Raw genomic sequence first — 17,656 nt, 5'->3', positions numbered from 1 at the left:
ATGAGCAAATATATACATAAAAGTCATAATGTTACGGTACTGCTGTATCACATGGTATTTCCAGCAAAATATCGCCGAGCAGTGTTTGACGTATCAGTTGATCAAGTATTACGAGAAATATGTTTAGAGATAGAAAAGAGATATCAAATAAAATTTTTAGAAATAGGGGTTGATGAAGATCATGTCCATTTTTTGGTATAATCTGTACCAACCTATAGCGTAACAAAAATAGTAACAACAATTAAAAGTGTTACAGCTCGTCAAATATTTAGACAGTGTCCACAGGTAAAGAAACAATTATGGGGTGGAGAATTTTGGACTGATGGATATTTTACGAGTACGGTAGGTAAGCATGGAAATGAGAATATGATAGGAAAATACGTAAAAAACCAAGGCAAGGAATATCAGAAACTGCATGAGGATCATCAGCTAGCTTTCTTCTAAAATACCCCGCTGCTTGCGGCGGGGATTACTTTTATTAATTTACTTACCTTACTTATTCGTATCCCTGCTTCTACAGCTTTTATAACTCTTAGTCTTAGTTCTATTGCATATGCTCGTGCCATATCTCTTTACATGCTTGTTAATATTTGCTTACTATAACATGATACTCTCGCTCTGTCAGTACCTTAATGACTTATGCTATAGTATATAAGAATAGGGAATAAATTGTTATAGATAAGCTTTATGAATTTTTTTAAGAGACGTCATTTTAAATACGATATAATAATATGGGCAGTAAGGTGGTACTGTAAGTACGGTATTAGCTATCGAGATTTAGAAGAGATGTTAGAGGAAAGAGGTGTAGAGGTAGATCACTCTACAATTTACCGTTGGGTTCAGTATTATGCCCCAAAGATATTAGATAAATTAAAATGGTGCTGGAAGCCTAAGTCAGGGTTTAGTTGGAGAGTAGATGAGACATACATTAAAGTAAAAGGTAAATGGGCATATTTGTATAGAGCTGTAGACAAATATGGGGATACAATTGATTTTTACCTATCATCTACTCGTAATGCTAACGCTGCTAAGCGTTTCCTAGGTAAAGCCTTGAAATCAATCCCAGAATATTCACATCCGGAAACAATTAATACTGATAAGAACCCAGCTTATAGTAAAGCAATTACTCTACTCAAATCAGAAGGCAAATGCTCACAAGAGTTAGAACATCGGCAGATTAAGTATCTGAATAATATAATAGAATCTGATCATGGTAAGCTGAAACGACTGATTAAACCTACTCTTGGTTTTAAATCAATGAAAACAGCTTATGCAACTATTAAAGGATTTGAGATAATGCGAATGTTTAAAAAAGGAAGATTTGAATTATGGAAATATGGTCAAGGTATTCACGGCGAAATCAGAATTATTACTGAAAATCTATTAGCCTTTTAATACATAACATATTTCACTCCCTTCACAAAATACACCCACAATACCTATTTGCAACAGTGCCCAAATATGATAATAAAGTATAATAAATTTTTTATAAACATATGAAAACCTTAGGGAATTAAATTAAGGAAGAGTAAGACTATTTTTTATAAATTGATATCCATATATTATTAATATCACAATATTTCTAATTTTTCAATTAAAAGTTAAATAAAATCTTCTTAAAGCTTAATATTAAAAATCTTTACAAAATTTAGTGAAAAAAGATAAAATCTAATATATTATAGATAATTATATCTTTAGCTCATTACATGGTAATTTTTAGTATAGTTTTTTTTAAAACCGTTTCAGTGTTATTAAGTGTAGTAATCGGGTTTTTAGCGGGTAAATACTCAAATGTTGAAAGGGACAGTATCTCTTCTTTATTATTCTATTTTATATCGCCTATAGTATTCTTTACTATTCCTGCTAGCACAACTTTGACATTTTCAGCATTAAGTGTTACGGTTGTAACCTTTGTAATTGCGACATTGTTGTCATTATTTTCTTACTATTTTTTTGGTAAATTTTGGCAAGATCACACACGTAATATTATAGCTTTATCTGCAGGTACGGCAAATGGTGGATATTTCATGTTGCCTATAGCTGCTGCACTTTTTGATGATTATACGCTAAGTATTTACATGATGGCAGTGATAGGCGTTAATATTTACGAATGTTCAGTAGGCTTTTATATTTGTATGCGAAGCTTTACAAATACTACTGATAGTATATTGAAAGTAGTAAAATTGCCAATTTTGAATGCATTTTTTCTAGGTTGTTTATTTAGTTTTTGTGGTTTTACTTTACCTGATTTCTTAGATGATTTTATATATAATATGAAAGGTTCTTTTTCTATACTAGGTATGGTTATGGTAGGTCTTGCTCTTTCATCACTTCAAAAATTCGAAGTGGATATAAAATTTACTCTAGCTACTTTTGCTGCTAAATTCTTATTTTATCCTTTAGGGGTAGGGCTATTTATCATGTTTGATCATTTTGTAACAAAATGGTATAATAATGATTATTATAATGCGTTAAAGCTTCTTTCTACAGCACCCTTAGCTGCAAATACTATAGTTATAGCAAATTTACAAAAATTTTATCCTGAAAAGGTCGCTGCCACTGTGTTTTTATCACTACTTTTTGTAGTGGTGTATATGCCGACAATGGTCAGTATATTTTTAAGTGATTTAAATTAGTAGGTTTATATGAAAATTAACTCAATTAAAGTTGGTCCATATATTAACTTTCTTCCTCTTCAATATATACCAGAACATAAAATTTCTTATGTAGAATTTGGCGATCCCCAAAATAAAAACGTAATAATATGTGCTCATGGCTTAACAAGAAATGCTCATGATTTTGATAAAATAGCTAGAGAATTAAGTAAAGATTATAGAGTAATCTCTCTAAGCTATCCTGGACGTGGGGATAGTGAAAATTTAAAAAAACCCAGCCATTATAACTATACTACTTATATTAAAGATACGTTACTGTTTTTAAATAAGTTAAAGATAAAAAAAACTATTTGGCTTGGTACTTCAATGGGCGGAATTATAGGTATGGTTCTTGCCAGTAAATTTAAAAATATTTTTAAAGGTTTAATATTAAACGATATAGGAGCATTTATCGATTCTGCTCCTTTAGTAAAAATTGCTGCTTATGCTAAAAAAACTGTCATATTAGAAGATTTAGAAAGTGCAAAAGAACATTTAAAGCTTATTTATGGTCAGTCAGGAATTAAAAATGAAGAAGATTGGGATTATTTAACAAAATATAGCGTCATTTCTACGTTCGGCGGAAAATATAAAATGAATTATGATCCTGCTATAACGAAAGGTATAAAAAATGTCAAAAGCCAAAAAGATGTAGACTTATGGTCTGTATGGAATAAAATAAAATGTAAAATATTACTGATTCACGGTGTTAAATCTCAAGTTCTAACAAAATCCACTGTTGAAAAAATGCAAAAAACAAAGGATTTTGATCTTTACGACATTAAATATGCAGGTCATACTCCCTCCTTAACAAATTCTAATGAAATTGAACATATAAAATCTTGGTTAGAAAAATTATAAAAAGAAAATAAATTATGAAAATTACTACTAAAGTACTAATAATCGGCTCAGGTCCTGCCGGTTTAAGTGCTGCTATTTATGCAGCAAGGGCATCTTTAAATCCAATATTAATTAATGGTATTCAGCCTGGTGGTCAGCTTACTATTACTACCGATGTTGAGAATTATCCAGGATTTGCAGAAAGTGTACAAGGACCTTGGCTAATGGAACAGATGCGGATGCAAGCTGAAAATGTCGGCACTAAAATTGTTAACGATTATGTTGAGAAAGTGGATTTGTCACAAAGACCTTTTAAAGTATTTACAGGTTCTGGGACAGAATACGAAGCTGAAAGTATAATTATTTGTACTGGTGCGGAAGCAAGGTGGCTTGGCATCCCTACAGAGCAAGAATTTATGGGCTTTGGGGTGTCAGCTTGTGCTACTTGTGATGGTTTCTTTTTCAAAAATCAGGAAGTAGTAGTAGTTGGTGGCGGTAATAGTGCTGTTGAAGAGGCTCTATATCTAACTAATCATGCAAGTAAGGTTACTATAGTACATAGACGAGATAGTTTTAGAGCTGAGAAAATATTACAAGAGCGGCTATTTAAAAATCCTAAAATAACTGTGATTTGGGATCATGTAGTAGAAGAGATAGTTGGTAATAATAACCCAAAATCTGTTACCGGAGTTAAAATTCAAAATGTTCATACTAAAGAAACAAGCTTAGTAAATTGTAGTGGCGTATTTGTAGCTATCGGGCATAAACCAAATACTGCTTTATTTGCAGGGCAAGTTACAATGGATAGCGATAATTATATTATTACTACCCCTGGAAGCACTAAAACTAATATAGATGGTGTTTTTGCTGCTGGTGATGTTCAAGATAAAATCTATAGGCAGGCTATAACCGCAGCAGGCACTGGCTGTATGGCTGCCCTTGAAGCAGAGAAATTTTTGAATAAGTGATGCATTCCATGACTGTAAATAGGTTGTTGCATAGCTCTTATGTCATTCCCGCATGAGGCTTGCTTGCGTAGATCGAAAAACGTGATCGATGTCATACCATGGCTTGGGAACTAGATCCAGAAAAAAATAAAAAATACTAATTTTATTAGTATTTTTAACTGGCTCTAGTTCATAAATCACGGAATGACAGAAGAAAAATTGATCCACGCGGGTAAGCCGCCGCGGAAATAACATAAGAGTCATATAGTAAAGTTTACTATTATTCTAAGTCTATAGTCGGTGTATGTTATTCACCCATTAAAGTACCAGCAATAATTATATTGGACAATCCCTATCTGATGTTTTTCAAGTATTGGTTCATCATTTCCATAATAATCAATTAAGTATTTGTAAACCATTTCTCTTTCTTCAGGATATCCCTCATAATCGAACTTAACTATAAACCTGGTAATTTATCAAAATTTTCTTGCTTTAAACCATCGGCTTTTATATTTAAACAGGTAAAACAAAATAATACAACAAAACTTACGCTATGTTATAGCAAATATGCTAAAAACTCTTATTACACAGCAATGTTTTATAGTGAAGCACTTCATAATATCCCTTAATTCATGGGCATTATATCAAACATAGCGTAAGTTTTGACAATAAATATTATACTTTTAATTTGCTTTTTCAATAATTTTTATATTTATTATTTCTACTCTAAGATGACAAAATTAAATTGTCTATAAAATTTTAATAAATTATTTTACTTTATATATTTATATAAACAAAAAACATATATAACTATTTAAAGACCTTGAGATTGTTTTGCTTATTCACTTAAACGATTTTCTAAATTTTCTTTTACTCTAATTCGTATTTTTTTATAACTATAAATTTTATTCAAATTGAATTATTGGGCAGAATTTTATATTTTATGAGTGTACCCACAAATATGATAAATTATGTTAGAACCAGAAGCCACAAGGCAGCAAGAACAAGCGGTTTTAAATAATATAGAATCTACGCCAAATATTATATACATATATAATGATGAGGGGGCAGGTGAAAATTCCGTCAAGTATATTCTTGATACCTTAACAAAAATCGCTACTGCATATAAAATTAATTTTATAAATGCCCAAGATATTTTAGCTAAAGAATGGATTAAAAATGCTGTTTTATTAGTAATGCCCGGTGGTGCAGATATACCTTATACTAAAAAACTTAATGGTGAGAGAAATAAAATTATTAAAGAATATGTAGAAAATGTTGGGGAAGTTATTTAGGATTTTGTGCAGGAGCATATTATGGTTCTAATTTTGTTGAGTTTGATAAAAATGGTAAATTAGAGATTTTAGGTGAAAGGTAGTTAGCATTTTTTCCTGATAAATCTGTCGGTCCTATTCTTGCTAAATATGACTATAAAACAAACAGCGGAGCTAGAACGGCACTACTAAAATTAAATATGCCTGATGATAATGACTTCCCTAATATAAGTGTTTATTATAATGGAGGAGGATACTTTTATAATGCTGACTGGCACTGTTGCAAATAGGTATTGTGGGTGTATTTTGTGAAGGGAGTGAAATATGTTATGTATTAAAAGGCTAATAGATTTTCAGTAATAATTCTGATTTCGCCGTGAATACCTTGACCATATTTCCATAATTCAAATCTTCCTTTTTTAAACATTCGCATTATCTCAAATCCTTTAATAGTTGCATAAGCTGTTTTCATTGATTTAAAACCAAGAGTAGGTTTAATCAGTCGTTTCAGCTTACCATGATCAGATTCTATTATATTATTCAGATACTTAATCTGCCGATGTTCTAACTCTTGTGAGCATTTGCCTTCTGATTTGAGTAGAGTAATTGCTTTACTATAAGCTGGGTTCTTATCAGTATTAATTGTTTCCGGATGTGAATATTCTGGGATTGATTTCAAGGCTTTACCTAGGCAACGCTTAGCAGCGTTAGCATTACGAGTAGATGATAGGTAAAAATCAATTGTATCCCCATATTTGTCTACAGCTCTATACAAATATGCCCATTTACCTTTTACTTCAAAACTTACGCTTGGTTCTAAATATCGTAAAGATGGAGAACGCAGCTGTTGTTGCATATAGTCATCTAAAAGCCCTAACTTTATTTGGTAAACCGTTTTACCGATTATATTTGCAGTCCTTTTGAGAAATGCCCAAACTAAAAATGCACAACTAATATGATTACGTTGAATACGTTGTTTCCTGCATTGACAACGTTCTATCCCAGTAAGTTGCTTAATTTCTCTGTGCATGCTCTCAATTGAAAATACTATAAGTAAGTAGAACAGAACCTATTTAAAATAATAAGATTTTAAATAGGTAATGATGAACAGAAAATATAGACACTTATCTCGAGAAGAGAGATATGAGATAAAAAGAATGTATGACCTAGGAGTCAGTATTAATAAGATAGCACAACATCTTACGAGGTCTAAAAGCGCTATTAGTATGGAGCTAAAAAGAAATAAGGTAAAAGATAAGTATATGCCTTGTGTTGCTCAGGAAAAATATGAAAACAGGATGTATCAGCAAGAGTTATTAAAAATAGAAAAGAACCCTATGTTGTTAGATTATATTAAAAATGCTATGATTCGCAAGAAATGGTCGCCGGATGCTATAGCCGGAAAGTTAAAACTAGACAAAAATACAGCTTTGTGTATCAGTACAGAAAGTATATATAGATTTGTTTACACTTCTGCAGTAGCAGCTAAATTAAAGTTATATAGCTATTTACCTTCTAAAAGATATAAAAGGCAAGAAAGAGGGAAGAGGCGTCAAAGGATCATTATACCACAAAGGATCTCAATACATCAGCGTGATGCAATAGCTACGAAAAAGGTAGAAGTAGGGAATTTTAAGGCAGATCTTACATTTCATAAAGGTAATCAAAGTATGAATATTGGTGCACTGGTGGATAAAAAGAGTCAAAAGATTATTTTAGTGCTGAATAACTCCAAGAGAGCTAAAACAGTTACCAATGGTTTTTTAAGAAAGATAAAAACTCTTCCAAATAGTGTGAGAAAGACTATTACTATGGATAATGGCAAAGAGTTTGTGGGGCATGTTGCCTATAGACTATCTGGGTTTCAAACTTTCTTTTGTGATCCATACCGCCCTAGACAAAAAGCATTAGTGGAAAAAATGAATTCTATGATTCATAGAATTTTACCTAAAAATACAGATATTACTACCGTTACACAAAGAGGTCTTGACAATGTTGCTGAGATTTTAAATAACATGCCAAGAAAGATTTTTGGTTATAAAACCCCCAATGAAATTTGGGCAGAAAATTTATAGGTTTTGTTCTACTTAGTCCTTGAATTTTCATGATCTAGTAGGTGGGAAAATATTAGTCGATTGGTTTGATAAAAACGACAAAACTTACGCTATGAGTAAAAAAGTGATAAATTATTGTAAAAATAATTAAACATGTCAAAGAGGATAAAGTTGCAAGCAATACCAATTAATAGGACAGATTATTGTCAATTTTTAATAGTTAGCCAAAAGAATTATAGTTTAACCTACTACGCTGAACATGCAAAGAAATGTAGTCATGATGTTATTAATAGATTTTTAAGGAATGAAAAATATACACCTTCTTTGTTATGGGAACACATCAAGAATGATGTTATTTTTTCATCTAATGGATATACAATATTTGATGATACGGTTTTAAATAAAAGGAATACGAAGCAAATAGAAATTGCAAGATCGCAGTACAGTGGAGCTACAGGTAGAGTTACTAAAGGTATAGGAGTAGTGAGTCTGGTATATTATAACCCTGATATTAATAACAAAACTTACGCTATGTTTGATATAATGCCCATGAATTAAGGGATATTATGAAGTGCTTCACTATAAAACATTGCTGTGTAATAAGAGTTTTTAGCATATTTGCTATAACATAGCGTAAGTTTTGATAAGTTTTGGGTAATAGATTATCGAATTTTTGCACCTGATCATGATGGAGCAACAAAACTAGAACACCTATTAAACATGTTAAATAATGCTGTTTATAGCAAGAAGATTCCTTTTCAAACAGTACTTTTTGACACATGGTATTCTACACACAAAATTATACAACATGTTGACTCTCTGGGGAAATATTATTATGCCCCTATTAAAGCCAATAGAAACGTTAGTAAAACACACGATTCTAAACCTTATAAAGCTGTAAAAGAGTTGACATTTTCAGATGAAGAGATCAGGCATGGAGTGGAGATTCATATAAAAGGCTTTGCTAAAAATAAGCATGTTAATTTGTTTAAATTTACTGTTTCTACCAACAGAGTTGAGTATGTTGTTACCAATAACAAAACTCAAAAATCTTCTAAAGCTGCACAAGATGAGTGTGGCTTTCGATGGGTAATTGAGAGCATGCACAGAGAAATTAAGCAACTTACTGGGATAGAACGTTGTCAATGCAGGAAACAGCGTATTCAACGTAATCATATTAGTTGTGCATTTTTAGTTTGGGCATTTCTCAAAAGGACTACAAATACAATCGGTAAAACGGTTTACCAAATAAAGTTAGGGCTTTTAGATGACTATATGCAACAATAGCTGCGTTCTCCATCTTTACGATATTTAGAACCAAACATAGCGTAAGTTTTGACGATATAGATGGAAAATATAAATTATGGTTAATGAATAATGAAGAAAAGCGAGTATATGCTGAATATTTAAACTTAATAGGATGGTATTATTTAAAATCTCCTAATTATCAAAGGTCTATAGAATATTTTAGGAAAGCTAATAAAAGTAATCCCCGCCGCAAGCAGCGGGGTATTTTAGAAGAAAGCTAGCTGATGATCCTCATGCAGTTTCTGATATTCCTTGCCTTGGTTTTTTACGTATTTTCCTATCATATTCTCATTTCCATGCTTACCTACCGTACTCGTAAAATATCCATCAGTCCAAAATTCTCCACCCCATAATTGTTTCTTTACCTGTGGACACTGTCTAAATATTTGACGAGCTGTAACACTTTTAATTGTTGTTACTATTTTTGTTACGCTATAGGTTGGTACAGATTGTACCAAAAAATGGACATGATCTTCATCAACCCCTATTTCTAAAAATTTTATTTGATATCTCTTTTCTATCTCTAAACATATTTCTCGTAATACTTGATCAACTGATACGTCAAACACTGCTCGGCGATATTTTGCTGGAAATACCATGTGATACAGCAGTACCGTAACATTATGACTTTTATGTATATATTTGCTCATTCCGCCATATTACGCCGCAAGCGGCGGGGAATATACCCAAAAGAGATTTAAAGGACAATTCTGATAAAACAATGTTATATAGTGCTAAAGCAAAATTACTTTTTTTAGAAGGAAAATATAATGAAGCATTAGAACAAAGCAATCAATCTATTCAAGTTATTATTTCAGTTGGATTATCTCCAGATGCTTTATTTCTCACTGGTAATTATTTAACCAAAGCTGAAATATTAAGTAAACTTGGTAGATACCAAGAAGCTCTTAATCAAGTAGAGCAAGTATATAACATGCAAAAGCGTGTAAAAAAAGAAACGAATATAATATTTGGTAGAATATTTACTCAAAAAGCAATAGCATTATTCGGTTTAGGTGAAAAAGATAAAGCTTTAGAATATGCAAATAAGGCATTAGAGATCTTTAAGAATAATGATAAAAGTTTTATGAGTAGAAGAATGCCTGATGTATTCAACTCTGCAATAGCCATTACATGCACAATAAGAGGGGATATATTATTTGCAAGTAGTAAGCTTGAGGAAGCTTTGGATAGCTATCCTGATTCAATTGAAATGCTTGAATATTGTAAAACTTACGGTATAGGTTTAATTAGTAACAAAGCTTATATAGATAAATCTAAAAAATAGGAAAACTATTTAGAAAGATATTCTAAATATTTACCAAAAATTTAAATATTATTTTATAAGCAGGGAATTTTTTGAAAAAATATGTAATTATATTTTAGCTTCTTTTACCTGTAAACTATAAGGAGTAAAGGGGTTTTTAGGTTGGCGGATAGGGTGGGATTCGAACCCACGGTACGGTTGCCCGTACGCCAGTTTTCAAGACTAGTGCCTTAAACCGCTCGGCCACCTATCCAAAAAGATTCATAGCAAAAAATATAGCATAATTCAAGAAAAATCGTAAAAAATCTTTGACTATGTTCGTTTTTTCTGGATCCCGTGAATAAATCAATAGTACCGGACAGTTTTAAAAAAATGTTATATTTTATTCAGGTGTAGGTAACCTTATATGTCATTCCCGCGTAGGCGGGAATCCAGAAAAATAAACATAAAAGCAGCAAGTTTTTAAAATTAAAAGCTTAGGTATCTCGCTTTACGCTGGATTCCCGCCTACGCGGGAATGACATGCCAGCCATGAATTGACAGTATCACTCTTCATATCACAAATCCAAATTGTTCTTTCAGCTCGTTTACAGTTTCAGACGCTCTAATTCTTGCTTTCTCTGCACCTTGGTGAAGTATTTTGAGTAAATATTCCTGATCATTCATTAACTCTAAATATTTATCACGCATTGGTTGCAGGTTAGTAATAATAATTTCTGCTAAATCTTCTTTAAATTTGACAAAGCCTTGATTTTCATAGTTCTGAATTATATTCTCAAGTTTTTCTTCTGATAAGCTCGTATAGATATCTAATAAATTACTAATCTCTGGTCTTGCTTCTTTATCATAACTAACAAAACTTAAATGATCTGTTTTGGCTTTTTTAATTTTTTGATGAATAAGATCATTATTATCTCTTAAATTAATACGAGAAAAATCTGAGGAGTCGGATTTGCTCATTTTTTTACTGCCATCTCTAAGACTCATAATTCTTGTTCCTGAGCCGCTAATTAAAACATCTGGTACTTTTAAAATTTCCTTATTAAACTTCCTATTAATTACGCCGGCGATATCTCTAGTTAGTTCCAAATGCTGCTTTTGGTCCTCACCAACAGGCACTATATCGGCCTTATATATCAGTATATCAGCAGCCATAAGTACCGGATAGGAAAAAAGCCCAAGGCATGCTTTTTCTTGATCCTTTCCAGCCTTATCCTTAAACTGCGTCATGCGTTTTAACCAGCCGAGCGGTGTCACGCAATTCAGTAACCAAGCAAGTTCAGCATGCTCTTTTACCATACTCTGAGCAAAGATTGTGACTTTATTATGATCAAGCCCAGCTGCTAAATAAATCGCAAGCGTCTCTATAACCGATCTTTTAAGTTCACTAGGTGCTATATCAACAGTAATAGAATGCAGATCAGCCAAAAAGAAAAAACAATTATATTCTTCCTGCATTTTAACCCAGTTTCGAATCGAGCCTAAATAGTTACCAAGATGCAAAGAACCAGTGGCTTGCACACCTGAAAGAACAGTTTTTTTCATTTTATACCTTTATTATTGTATTCATTAACAAATATATGTTATATATACCGCAAATACTTCAAAAGTTGGTAAGTCAAATAAGCGGTGAGTCTGCGGAACGTAGATAAACTACGTGAGCAAAGACGAATCCCGAAATTTGGCTTATACGAAGATCAACTTCATAAAGAGTAATCGGTTCATAAGACGAGGAGCGGCAGCAGTTACTTAATACGTGGCTACCTGCGTACTTATAGAACATTGTCACCAATTTTTGAAGTTCTATCTGAGTATTTACCAAATCTTGAAGTATTAAAGGTATACCAAATTAATATTTAATTTTTACTATATGCTTTGGCGTTTAAGAATTTTATCATTTTACGGATTATTATCGTTATTTACTTTTATATTTTTTCTTATATGTTACATACCCGTAACGTTTTTCAATGTCAACTATCAAATAAGATATAGGATCGCTGTTATCTTTTCTTATGCTTTTGTGTGGCTTGCAAAAATTTGTTGTGGTTTGAAATATGAGGTAGAGGGGCTTGAGAAATTGCCTAAAACCATTTCAATAGTTGTTTCTAACCATCAATCCTTTTGGGATCAGATGTTTATGCAACTTATTATCCCTAAACATTCATGGGTATTAAAACGTGAGTTATTTAATATACCGCTACTTGGTTGGGGACTTCGTATGGTTAAACCGATTGCAGTAAATCGTGGCACTAATAGTTCAGTTGCCCAAATTTTAAGAGAAGGTGAAGAAAAAATCAAGGAAGGTTTATGGTTAATAATATTTCCTGAATCAACAAAAGTTCCGCCTGATAGAACAGTAAAATTTAAGCCAAGTGCTGTAAAGCTTGCTTCTATTACTAAAGTGCCGATAGTAATGATGGCACATAATGCCGGCTTATTTTGGCCTAGAGGCTTTTGGTTTAAACAGCCAGGAACTATAAAGGTAAAAATTATTGGAGTAATAGAAAGGGAAGAAGTAGAACAGACCGAAGTACGTATTCTTAACGATAAGATTGAAGAGATAATTAATAGCGAAAAGCAAAAATTATTAAATTAATACTTACTCAATAGAAAATTACATTAGTAATTTGCTATTTGTATTAAATTAGTCTTGGATTAAGAAATAATTAGTATTATCATACAATTACCAACAATTCTTATGGAGGTATTATGAATAATACAACAGCATTAAAATTAATTGCAGTTATCGATAGTAAGCAAATGATGCTTTACGATGCTCAAGGAGTTAAAATTACTAATAATAAGCCTTTAAAGTTACCTTTAGATTTGGAAGAGCATCACCACCATAGAGAAAAAAGACAGAGTTTATACCAAAATAAATCTACGCCTGCTTCATTGTTTGAGCCTCATACTTCTTTAAAAGATATAGAACATAAAGAAGCAGCAAAAAGCGTTATAAAACATTTAGAAAAAGCAGTATGTCAAGATCAGGCTAAATATAAAGAACTAATTATAGTTGCTGAACCGCAAATGCTCGGTTGCGTTCGTCATGAGCTTAAAAATGGTCTAAAAAAGATGATTACTAAAGAAATAGCGAAAGATTTAGTGCAGCATAATGCTGAGGCAGTCGAGAGGGCAGTGTTCTCTTGATGAGTCGTCATTGCGAGGAGGCATTGCTTATGTGAATAAAAGAATGTTGTCATCCCGTGGCTTGGAAACTAGATCCAGCTTAAAATACTAATAATTTTAGTATTTTTTTACTGGATTGCTTCGTCAAAAATTGTAGTTTTTCCTCGCAATGACGCAAAATTTATTAACAAAAACAAATTAAATATTACAAATAATTATGTCGCGAATTTATTTTAACGGTCCTGAAGGGCGAATCGAAGGAATATATGTAAAAGCAGAAGCATATAATGCTCCTGTTGCATTGGTTCTTCATCCTCATCCTTTGCATGGCGGTGATATGAATAATACAGTAGTGTATAACGCCTATAAAGTTTTATCTGAGCATGGCTATACAGTTTTACGTATTAACTTTAGAGGAGTAGGGCATTCAGAGGGTAACTTTAATAATGGGGTTGGTGAGGTTATAGATGCCGGAACAGCTCTTGATTGGTTACAGCAAAATAATCCAAATGCTCAGTCTAATTTAGTATTAGGGTTTTCATTCGGGGCATGGATAGCTATGCAGCTGGTTATGAGACGCCCTGAAATAAATAATTTTATTGCTATTTCACCTCCAGTAAATAAATATGATTTTTCATTCCTCTCGCCTTGTCCTATTCCAGGATTTGTATTACAAGGTGATAGTGATAGTATAGTTTCAGCTGAAGCGGTAAAAGATTTAGCAAGTAATTTATCTAAACAACAAGCTCATATTAAGGTTGGATGTAAAATTATTAGCAGTGCTGATCATTTCTTCCGTTACAAAATGGAAGAATTGTCTAAAGCAATAGGGGATTATTTGAAAACATTAGATCATGGTTATCCGCAAAATAATAATAATGTAAACGAAGAGTCAAAAAGTCAAAAGAAGTTGTTTTTGTATTAAATGGATGTCATTGCGAGCCACTGAAAGTGGCGTGGCAATCTTATGAAGTAAAATTCTTAAGATTGCTTCGTTGGTTATTACATAACTTTCTCACAATGACAGAAAAATCAAGCCATGCAACAGCAAGAGAACTTAATCAAGACATTAAACAGTTATTATCACTTACAGTGTTTTTACCTGTTACAGTTACTAAATCCTGTTCTTCCTCCAATATCTCAAAAGATGATAACGTTAAATCAGGATATTCAAATTTACAAAAATTCCATTCTTCTTTAAACTGCTTATTACAATTCCTAATGATTTTTTTTAATATCTTCCCCTATACATCTAAAATTAGAATAATAAAATAAGGTATTAGAAGTAATAATAATAGCTAGATCTTCTAACTGTTTATCAAAATATTTAGTATTAGTGATAAGTTGCAAAGGTATATCATTACATATTTCATATTCAAGTTTTCGACCCAGCAAAATAATGTAATCACTGAAGACCAAATCCGGCAAAATACCATAAATAGTACCTTTAGAATAAAGTTGTGCAAGTGGCAAAATAGCTTTTTCTTCGCCAAGCAGCATAGCACAGGTTAGATTTTCAACAGCCGACTCAAATAATAAATTTATCGCTTTTTCAGCATAAGAATCCCAAATTGTCTCAAAAATAGATAATATCTCAACTTGCCGTAGAGCTTTTTTAAGTAACTGATTTTCAGGCATTAAATAGAAAATTTCTTTATTATTTATTTCTACGATTTTCAAAATATACCTTAATAAAAATTATTATATTATTAAACAAGTACATCCTTGTTTATGACCTAATATTGAAGTTTCATCATCATCATTTTCGATATTTATTGTGTTTCGTAGTTCTTGTGTATTAACAAGTTGTTCATGATAATAATTATTGCCTCTTGATACTAAAGTTTTTTCTTCAACCTTTTTAGTAGTAGTAGAGTTATAATTTACTTCGCTTTGTGTTTTTAATATATTAGTAAGTTTGTTGCTTGTTAATACTGAATTTGTTTCTTCATCTTTTTCAAAGTTAATATTATAATCTATTGTACTTTTTGTTTTTTTTATATTAGTAGTTTTTTTATTTTTGAAATCTTTTATATCGCTTTGAGTAGCTCGCCTTACTGTATTAGATGGTTGGTGCGTGGTACTAGGTAAAGGAGCTAAAATTGTAGGAATAATAGTCAAAACTTACGCTATGTTATAGCAAATATGCTAAAAACTCTTATTACACAGCAATGTTTTATAGTGAAGCACTTCATAATATCCCTTAATTCATGGGCATTATATCAAACATAGCGTAAGTTTTGTAGTTGATTCTGAACTATTAAATATGTCTTTTAAATCAGTATTGTTTAAATGTATATTAATAGCTTTTTCTGCATTTAGTTTCATTGTATCATTAATACCTGTTCGGTATACATATCTATTATTAGAAATAGAATTAGCACAAACTGTAACTAATTTTTGGAGGCAATCTGCTAAAATATCTTCACCTTTATAATCGCTATTAGAGCATTTTTTAGATTCAAAATGCTTTCCTATCGCAAGTATAAAATCTCCATAAATAATATTTTTTCCGACCAACCAGCCGTTATAATAAAATTGAGCTAAGTACCAAGCGGCATTTTCTTGACCACAAACTAAAGCTTCTTTTAATTTTACGTATATTTTGGAAATAATATATTTATTATCTTGTGTTATTGTTAATGTGCTATCTTTTGATTGAGTAAGAGGTAATTTTATATTTTCAGAATAATATTGTAGTGCTTCTTGTAATATGTCTAAAGAAGTAGGAAAAAATTTTGGTTCAAATATATTTTTTAATTCAGTATTTTCTAAATTTCTTTTAAAATTAGATTCGGCATTTTTCTTTATTTCGTCAGTAATAATACTATTTATATCTAATTGATATTGATTTTTGGTATTTTTAATAGTTTTAGCACAATCTTTGGCTAAATTTTTTAAATCTTTTGATATGTCACCTTTAAATCCATTATTTGCACATCTTATGGAACCAAGCTTTATTCCTATTGCAATAATAAAATTGCCTATCGTACAATCTTTTTCAAATAACCAACCATTATAATAGAATTGAGCGAGATATAGCTTAATGCGATAAGGTAGTGACTTATAGTATGAGTTGGATTATACTAAATGAAAAACTTATGGCAAAGGCATATTCATACGATTTAAGAATACGAGTAATAAAAAGTTTAACAGATGGTAAAATAATAAAAGAGACTTCAGAGATATACTCTATTAGTAGGAAGACTATAATAGAGTGGAAAAAATTAAAGAAACAAACTGGGGATGTCAAAGCAAAAAGTGGTTATCATACAGGACATCGTAGAATAATAAGAGACATAGAGGGATTTAAAAAATTTATAGAATTAAATTTTGATAAAACCACCATGGAGCTAGCTAATAACTGGAGTCAAAAAGTATCTGCAAGTACGATATCAAGATTGCTTAATAAATTAGGTTATAGTTATAAAAAAAACTTTTCTTCATCCCAAAAGGGATATTGGTCTAAGGAATGAGTTTATATTGAAACTAAAAACTATAGATAAACAAGATTTAGTATTTATCGATGAGTCTGGGATAGAAGATAATAGCTGTAGAGAACACGGGTGGAGCATTATCGGTCAAAGATGTTATGGTGAAAAGGTCTATCAACATAAATCACGGATTAGTATGATTGCTGGGCTGTGTGTCAAAGATATTATTGCCCCAATAATATTTGATGGGACATGTAATAAGGACATTTTTGAAACTTATGTACAAGAGATATTGATCAAGGAATTAAAGGCTGGTCAGATAGTAGTAATGGATAATATTAATTTTCATAAAAGTACAAAAGTGAAAACGTTAATTGAATCTGTTGGTTGCAGTATTTTATTTTTACCAACTTACTCTCCTGACTTAAATCCTATTGAGCATTACTGGTTTAAAATCAAGAATGAAATAAGAAAAACTATTTCTAATTTTGAGCACTTTTTTGATGCTGTTTACTATGCTCTTAAAAAATCACTACCTTATCGCATTAAGCTATACCAAGCTGCTTTTGCTTCGCCATAAACGAATATTTCTTTTAATCTTCTCAATTAGAACTGCTTCATTATGTTGTGTTATTTCTAAATCCTTTGATGTTCTAAGAGGTATTTCAATATATTCATCATAATCGCTTAATGCCTTTTTTATTATTTCGTAAAGATGAGGTAATTTTTCTTTCATCGTTTTCATTCCT

Annotated in this window: 21 protein-coding genes, 1 tRNA gene and 3 pseudogenes; 16 read left to right on the top strand and 9 right to left on the bottom strand. The window is 31.4% G+C overall.

Going from position 1 to position 17,656, the window contains the following annotated elements:
- Positions 1-444, top strand: a pseudogene (tnpA, locus tag AAGD55_RS07185) (IS200/IS605 family transposase).
- On the opposite strand, the gene AAGD55_RS07180 reads toward tnpA (AAGD55_RS07185), so the two are convergent.
- Positions 441-566 carry an IS630 transposase-related protein gene (locus tag AAGD55_RS07180; RefSeq protein ID WP_341790970.1) on the bottom strand — a complete coding sequence of 42 codons (126 nt, stop codon included), beginning with the start codon at positions 564-566 and terminating at the stop codon, positions 441-443. The pseudogene tnpA (AAGD55_RS07185) and the gene AAGD55_RS07180 overlap by 4 nt on opposite strands.
- A 121-nt stretch (positions 567-687) precedes the next feature.
- Here AAGD55_RS07180 and AAGD55_RS07175 point away from each other — a divergent pair, with 121 nt between their 5' ends.
- From AAGD55_RS07175 to AAGD55_RS12405, 6 genes and pseudogenes are all read left to right on the top strand, one after another.
- Positions 688-1,395, top strand: a complete 708-nt coding sequence (locus AAGD55_RS07175) for an IS6 family transposase (RefSeq protein ID WP_341790969.1) — start codon at positions 688-690, stop codon at positions 1,393-1,395.
- A gap of 311 nt (positions 1,396-1,706) precedes the next feature.
- Positions 1,707-2,636, top strand: a complete 930-nt coding sequence (locus AAGD55_RS07170) for an AEC family transporter (protein ID WP_341790968.1) — start codon at positions 1,707-1,709, stop codon at positions 2,634-2,636.
- Positions 2,637-2,645: 9 nt separating this feature from the next.
- Positions 2,646-3,515, top strand: a complete 870-nt coding sequence (locus tag AAGD55_RS07165) for an alpha/beta hydrolase (protein ID WP_341790967.1) — start codon at positions 2,646-2,648, stop codon at positions 3,513-3,515.
- Positions 3,516-3,529: 14 nt separating this feature from the next.
- The gene (gene trxB, locus AAGD55_RS07160; RefSeq protein ID WP_341790966.1) at positions 3,530-4,462 is read left to right on the top strand and encodes a thioredoxin-disulfide reductase; all 933 of its coding nucleotides are present in this window, start codon (positions 3,530-3,532) and stop codon (positions 4,460-4,462) included.
- Between the two features lie 950 nt (positions 4,463-5,412).
- Positions 5,413-5,736 (top strand): BPL-N domain-containing protein, encoded by a 324-nt coding sequence (locus tag AAGD55_RS07155; protein ID WP_341790965.1) that lies wholly within the window; start codon positions 5,413-5,415, stop codon positions 5,734-5,736.
- Positions 5,706-6,005 (top strand): annotated as a pseudogene (locus tag AAGD55_RS12405) (BPL-N domain-containing protein). The gene AAGD55_RS07155 and the pseudogene AAGD55_RS12405 overlap by 31 nt, the downstream one beginning before the upstream one ends.
- A gap of 44 nt (positions 6,006-6,049) precedes the next feature.
- On the opposite strand, the pseudogene AAGD55_RS07140 reads toward AAGD55_RS12405, so the two are convergent.
- Positions 6,050-6,514: pseudogene (locus AAGD55_RS07140) on the bottom strand (IS6 family transposase); the annotation flags it as partial.
- Positions 6,515-6,815: 301 nt separating this feature from the next.
- Here AAGD55_RS07140 and AAGD55_RS07135 point away from each other — a divergent pair.
- The 3 genes from AAGD55_RS07135 to AAGD55_RS07125 all read left to right on the top strand — a co-directional run bounded on the left by AAGD55_RS07135 (position 6,816) and on the right by AAGD55_RS07125 (position 9,056).
- On the top strand, positions 6,816-7,790 hold the full coding sequence (locus tag AAGD55_RS07135) for an IS30 family transposase (RefSeq protein ID WP_341790964.1): 975 nt from the start codon (positions 6,816-6,818) through the stop codon (positions 7,788-7,790).
- Between the two features lie 132 nt (positions 7,791-7,922).
- Positions 7,923-8,327, top strand: a complete 405-nt coding sequence (locus tag AAGD55_RS07130) for a hypothetical protein (protein ID WP_341790963.1) — start codon at positions 7,923-7,925, stop codon at positions 8,325-8,327.
- Positions 8,328-8,489: 162 nt separating this feature from the next.
- Positions 8,490-9,056, top strand: a complete 567-nt coding sequence (locus tag AAGD55_RS07125; protein ID WP_341790962.1) for a transposase — start codon at positions 8,490-8,492, stop codon at positions 9,054-9,056.
- A 227-nt stretch (positions 9,057-9,283) separates the two neighbouring features.
- Here the strand turns inward: AAGD55_RS07125 and tnpA (AAGD55_RS07120) are convergent, their stop codons facing one another.
- Entirely contained in the window at positions 9,284-9,727 is a 444-nt protein-coding gene (gene tnpA / locus AAGD55_RS07120; protein WP_341790826.1) for an IS200/IS605 family transposase, read from the bottom strand.
- A gap of 71 nt (positions 9,728-9,798) precedes the next feature.
- Between tnpA (AAGD55_RS07120) and AAGD55_RS07115 the strand changes: the two genes are divergently transcribed.
- On the top strand, positions 9,799-10,365 hold the full coding sequence (locus tag AAGD55_RS07115; protein ID WP_341790961.1) for a tetratricopeptide repeat protein: 567 nt from the start codon (positions 9,799-9,801) through the stop codon (positions 10,363-10,365).
- Positions 10,366-10,507: 142 nt separating this feature from the next.
- Here the strand turns inward: AAGD55_RS07115 and AAGD55_RS07110 are convergent.
- Together AAGD55_RS07110 and trpS are read right to left on the bottom strand one after the other, a co-directional pair.
- A tRNA-Ser gene (locus AAGD55_RS07110) sits at positions 10,508-10,597 on the bottom strand.
- Positions 10,598-10,896: 299 nt separating this feature from the next.
- Positions 10,897-11,889 (bottom strand): tryptophan--tRNA ligase, encoded by a 993-nt coding sequence (trpS, locus tag AAGD55_RS07105; RefSeq protein WP_341790960.1) that lies wholly within the window; start codon positions 11,887-11,889, stop codon positions 10,897-10,899.
- Positions 11,890-12,214: 325 nt separating this feature from the next.
- On the opposite strand from trpS, the gene AAGD55_RS07100 reads away from it, so the two are divergent.
- The 3 genes from AAGD55_RS07100 (at position 12,215) to AAGD55_RS07090 (ending at position 14,398) form a co-directional block, all read left to right on the top strand.
- Entirely contained in the window at positions 12,215-12,940 is a 726-nt protein-coding gene (locus AAGD55_RS07100; RefSeq protein ID WP_341790959.1) for a lysophospholipid acyltransferase family protein, read from the top strand.
- A gap of 113 nt (positions 12,941-13,053) precedes the next feature.
- The gene (locus AAGD55_RS07095; RefSeq protein WP_341790958.1) at positions 13,054-13,494 is read left to right on the top strand and encodes a host attachment protein; all 441 of its coding nucleotides are present in this window, start codon (positions 13,054-13,056) and stop codon (positions 13,492-13,494) included.
- A gap of 196 nt (positions 13,495-13,690) precedes the next feature.
- A complete protein-coding gene (locus tag AAGD55_RS07090; RefSeq protein ID WP_341790957.1) occupies positions 13,691-14,398 on the top strand; it encodes an alpha/beta hydrolase in 708 nt (235 codons plus the stop codon).
- 293 nt (positions 14,399-14,691) lie between these two features.
- Here the strand turns inward: AAGD55_RS07090 and AAGD55_RS07085 are convergent, their stop codons facing one another.
- From AAGD55_RS07085 to AAGD55_RS07075, 3 genes are all read right to left on the bottom strand, one after another.
- The gene (locus tag AAGD55_RS07085; protein WP_341790956.1) at positions 14,692-15,153 is read right to left on the bottom strand and encodes a hypothetical protein; all 462 of its coding nucleotides are present in this window, start codon (positions 15,151-15,153) and stop codon (positions 14,692-14,694) included.
- Between the two features lie 21 nt (positions 15,154-15,174).
- The gene (locus tag AAGD55_RS07080; RefSeq protein WP_341790955.1) at positions 15,175-15,594 is read right to left on the bottom strand and encodes a hypothetical protein; all 420 of its coding nucleotides are present in this window, start codon (positions 15,592-15,594) and stop codon (positions 15,175-15,177) included.
- A gap of 96 nt (positions 15,595-15,690) precedes the next feature.
- Positions 15,691-15,993 carry a hypothetical protein gene (locus tag AAGD55_RS07075; protein ID WP_341790954.1) on the bottom strand — a complete coding sequence of 101 codons (303 nt, stop codon included), beginning with the start codon at positions 15,991-15,993 and terminating at the stop codon, positions 15,691-15,693.
- A 334-nt stretch (positions 15,994-16,327) separates the two neighbouring features.
- Between AAGD55_RS07075 and AAGD55_RS07070 the strand changes: the two genes are divergently transcribed.
- On the top strand, positions 16,328-16,495 hold the full coding sequence (locus tag AAGD55_RS07070; RefSeq protein WP_341790953.1) for a hypothetical protein: 168 nt from the start codon (positions 16,328-16,330) through the stop codon (positions 16,493-16,495).
- 79 nt (positions 16,496-16,574) lie between these two features.
- Positions 16,575-17,487 (top strand): IS630 family transposase gene (locus AAGD55_RS07065; protein ID WP_341792545.1). Its coding sequence is split into 2 segments (ribosomal slippage): positions 16,575-16,901 and positions 16,903-17,487, totalling 912 coding nucleotides; the frame shifts between segments, so codons are not numbered across the junction.
- Here AAGD55_RS07065 and AAGD55_RS07060 read toward each other — a convergent pair.
- Entirely contained in the window at positions 17,458-17,643 is a 186-nt protein-coding gene (locus AAGD55_RS07060; RefSeq protein ID WP_341790952.1) for a hypothetical protein, read from the bottom strand. The genes AAGD55_RS07065 and AAGD55_RS07060 overlap by 30 nt on opposite strands.
- Between the last annotated feature and the right edge of the window lie 13 nt (positions 17,644-17,656).

Source organism: Rickettsia endosymbiont of Gonocerus acuteangulatus (assembly GCF_964026435.1).
Taxonomy (GTDB): domain Bacteria; phylum Pseudomonadota; class Alphaproteobacteria; order Rickettsiales; family Rickettsiaceae; genus Rickettsia.
Note: the sequence above shows the minus strand (reverse complement) of the source record. Positions and strands in the feature narration are given on the sequence as shown.

Excerpts from the sequence above, each read along its gene's own strand:
- AAGD55_RS07180 (WP_341790970.1), bottom strand. The coding sequence starts at position 566 with ATGGCACGAGCATATGCAATAGAACTAAGACTAAGAGTTATAAAAGCT.
- AAGD55_RS07175 (WP_341790969.1), top strand. The coding sequence starts at position 688 with ATGAATTTTTTTAAGAGACGTCATTTTAAATACGATATAATAATATGG.
- AAGD55_RS07170 (WP_341790968.1), top strand. The coding sequence starts at position 1,707 with ATGGTAATTTTTAGTATAGTTTTTTTTAAAACCGTTTCAGTGTTATTA.
- AAGD55_RS07165 (WP_341790967.1), top strand. The coding sequence starts at position 2,646 with ATGAAAATTAACTCAATTAAAGTTGGTCCATATATTAACTTTCTTCCT.
- trxB (WP_341790966.1), top strand. The coding sequence starts at position 3,530 with ATGAAAATTACTACTAAAGTACTAATAATCGGCTCAGGTCCTGCCGGT.
- AAGD55_RS07155 (WP_341790965.1), top strand. The coding sequence starts at position 5,413 with ATGTTAGAACCAGAAGCCACAAGGCAGCAAGAACAAGCGGTTTTAAAT.
- AAGD55_RS07135 (WP_341790964.1), top strand. The coding sequence starts at position 6,816 with ATGATGAACAGAAAATATAGACACTTATCTCGAGAAGAGAGATATGAG.
- AAGD55_RS07130 (WP_341790963.1), top strand. The coding sequence starts at position 7,923 with ATGTCAAAGAGGATAAAGTTGCAAGCAATACCAATTAATAGGACAGAT.
- AAGD55_RS07125 (WP_341790962.1), top strand. The coding sequence starts at position 8,490 with ATGTTAAATAATGCTGTTTATAGCAAGAAGATTCCTTTTCAAACAGTA.
- tnpA (WP_341790826.1), bottom strand. The coding sequence starts at position 9,727 with ATGAGCAAATATATACATAAAAGTCATAATGTTACGGTACTGCTGTAT.
- AAGD55_RS07115 (WP_341790961.1), top strand. The coding sequence starts at position 9,799 with ATGTTATATAGTGCTAAAGCAAAATTACTTTTTTTAGAAGGAAAATAT.
- trpS (WP_341790960.1), bottom strand. The coding sequence starts at position 11,889 with ATGAAAAAAACTGTTCTTTCAGGTGTGCAAGCCACTGGTTCTTTGCAT.
- AAGD55_RS07100 (WP_341790959.1), top strand. The coding sequence starts at position 12,215 with ATGCTTTGGCGTTTAAGAATTTTATCATTTTACGGATTATTATCGTTA.
- AAGD55_RS07095 (WP_341790958.1), top strand. The coding sequence starts at position 13,054 with ATGAATAATACAACAGCATTAAAATTAATTGCAGTTATCGATAGTAAG.
- AAGD55_RS07090 (WP_341790957.1), top strand. The coding sequence starts at position 13,691 with ATGTCGCGAATTTATTTTAACGGTCCTGAAGGGCGAATCGAAGGAATA.
- AAGD55_RS07060 (WP_341790952.1), bottom strand. The coding sequence starts at position 17,643 with ATGAAAGAAAAATTACCTCATCTTTACGAAATAATAAAAAAGGCATTA.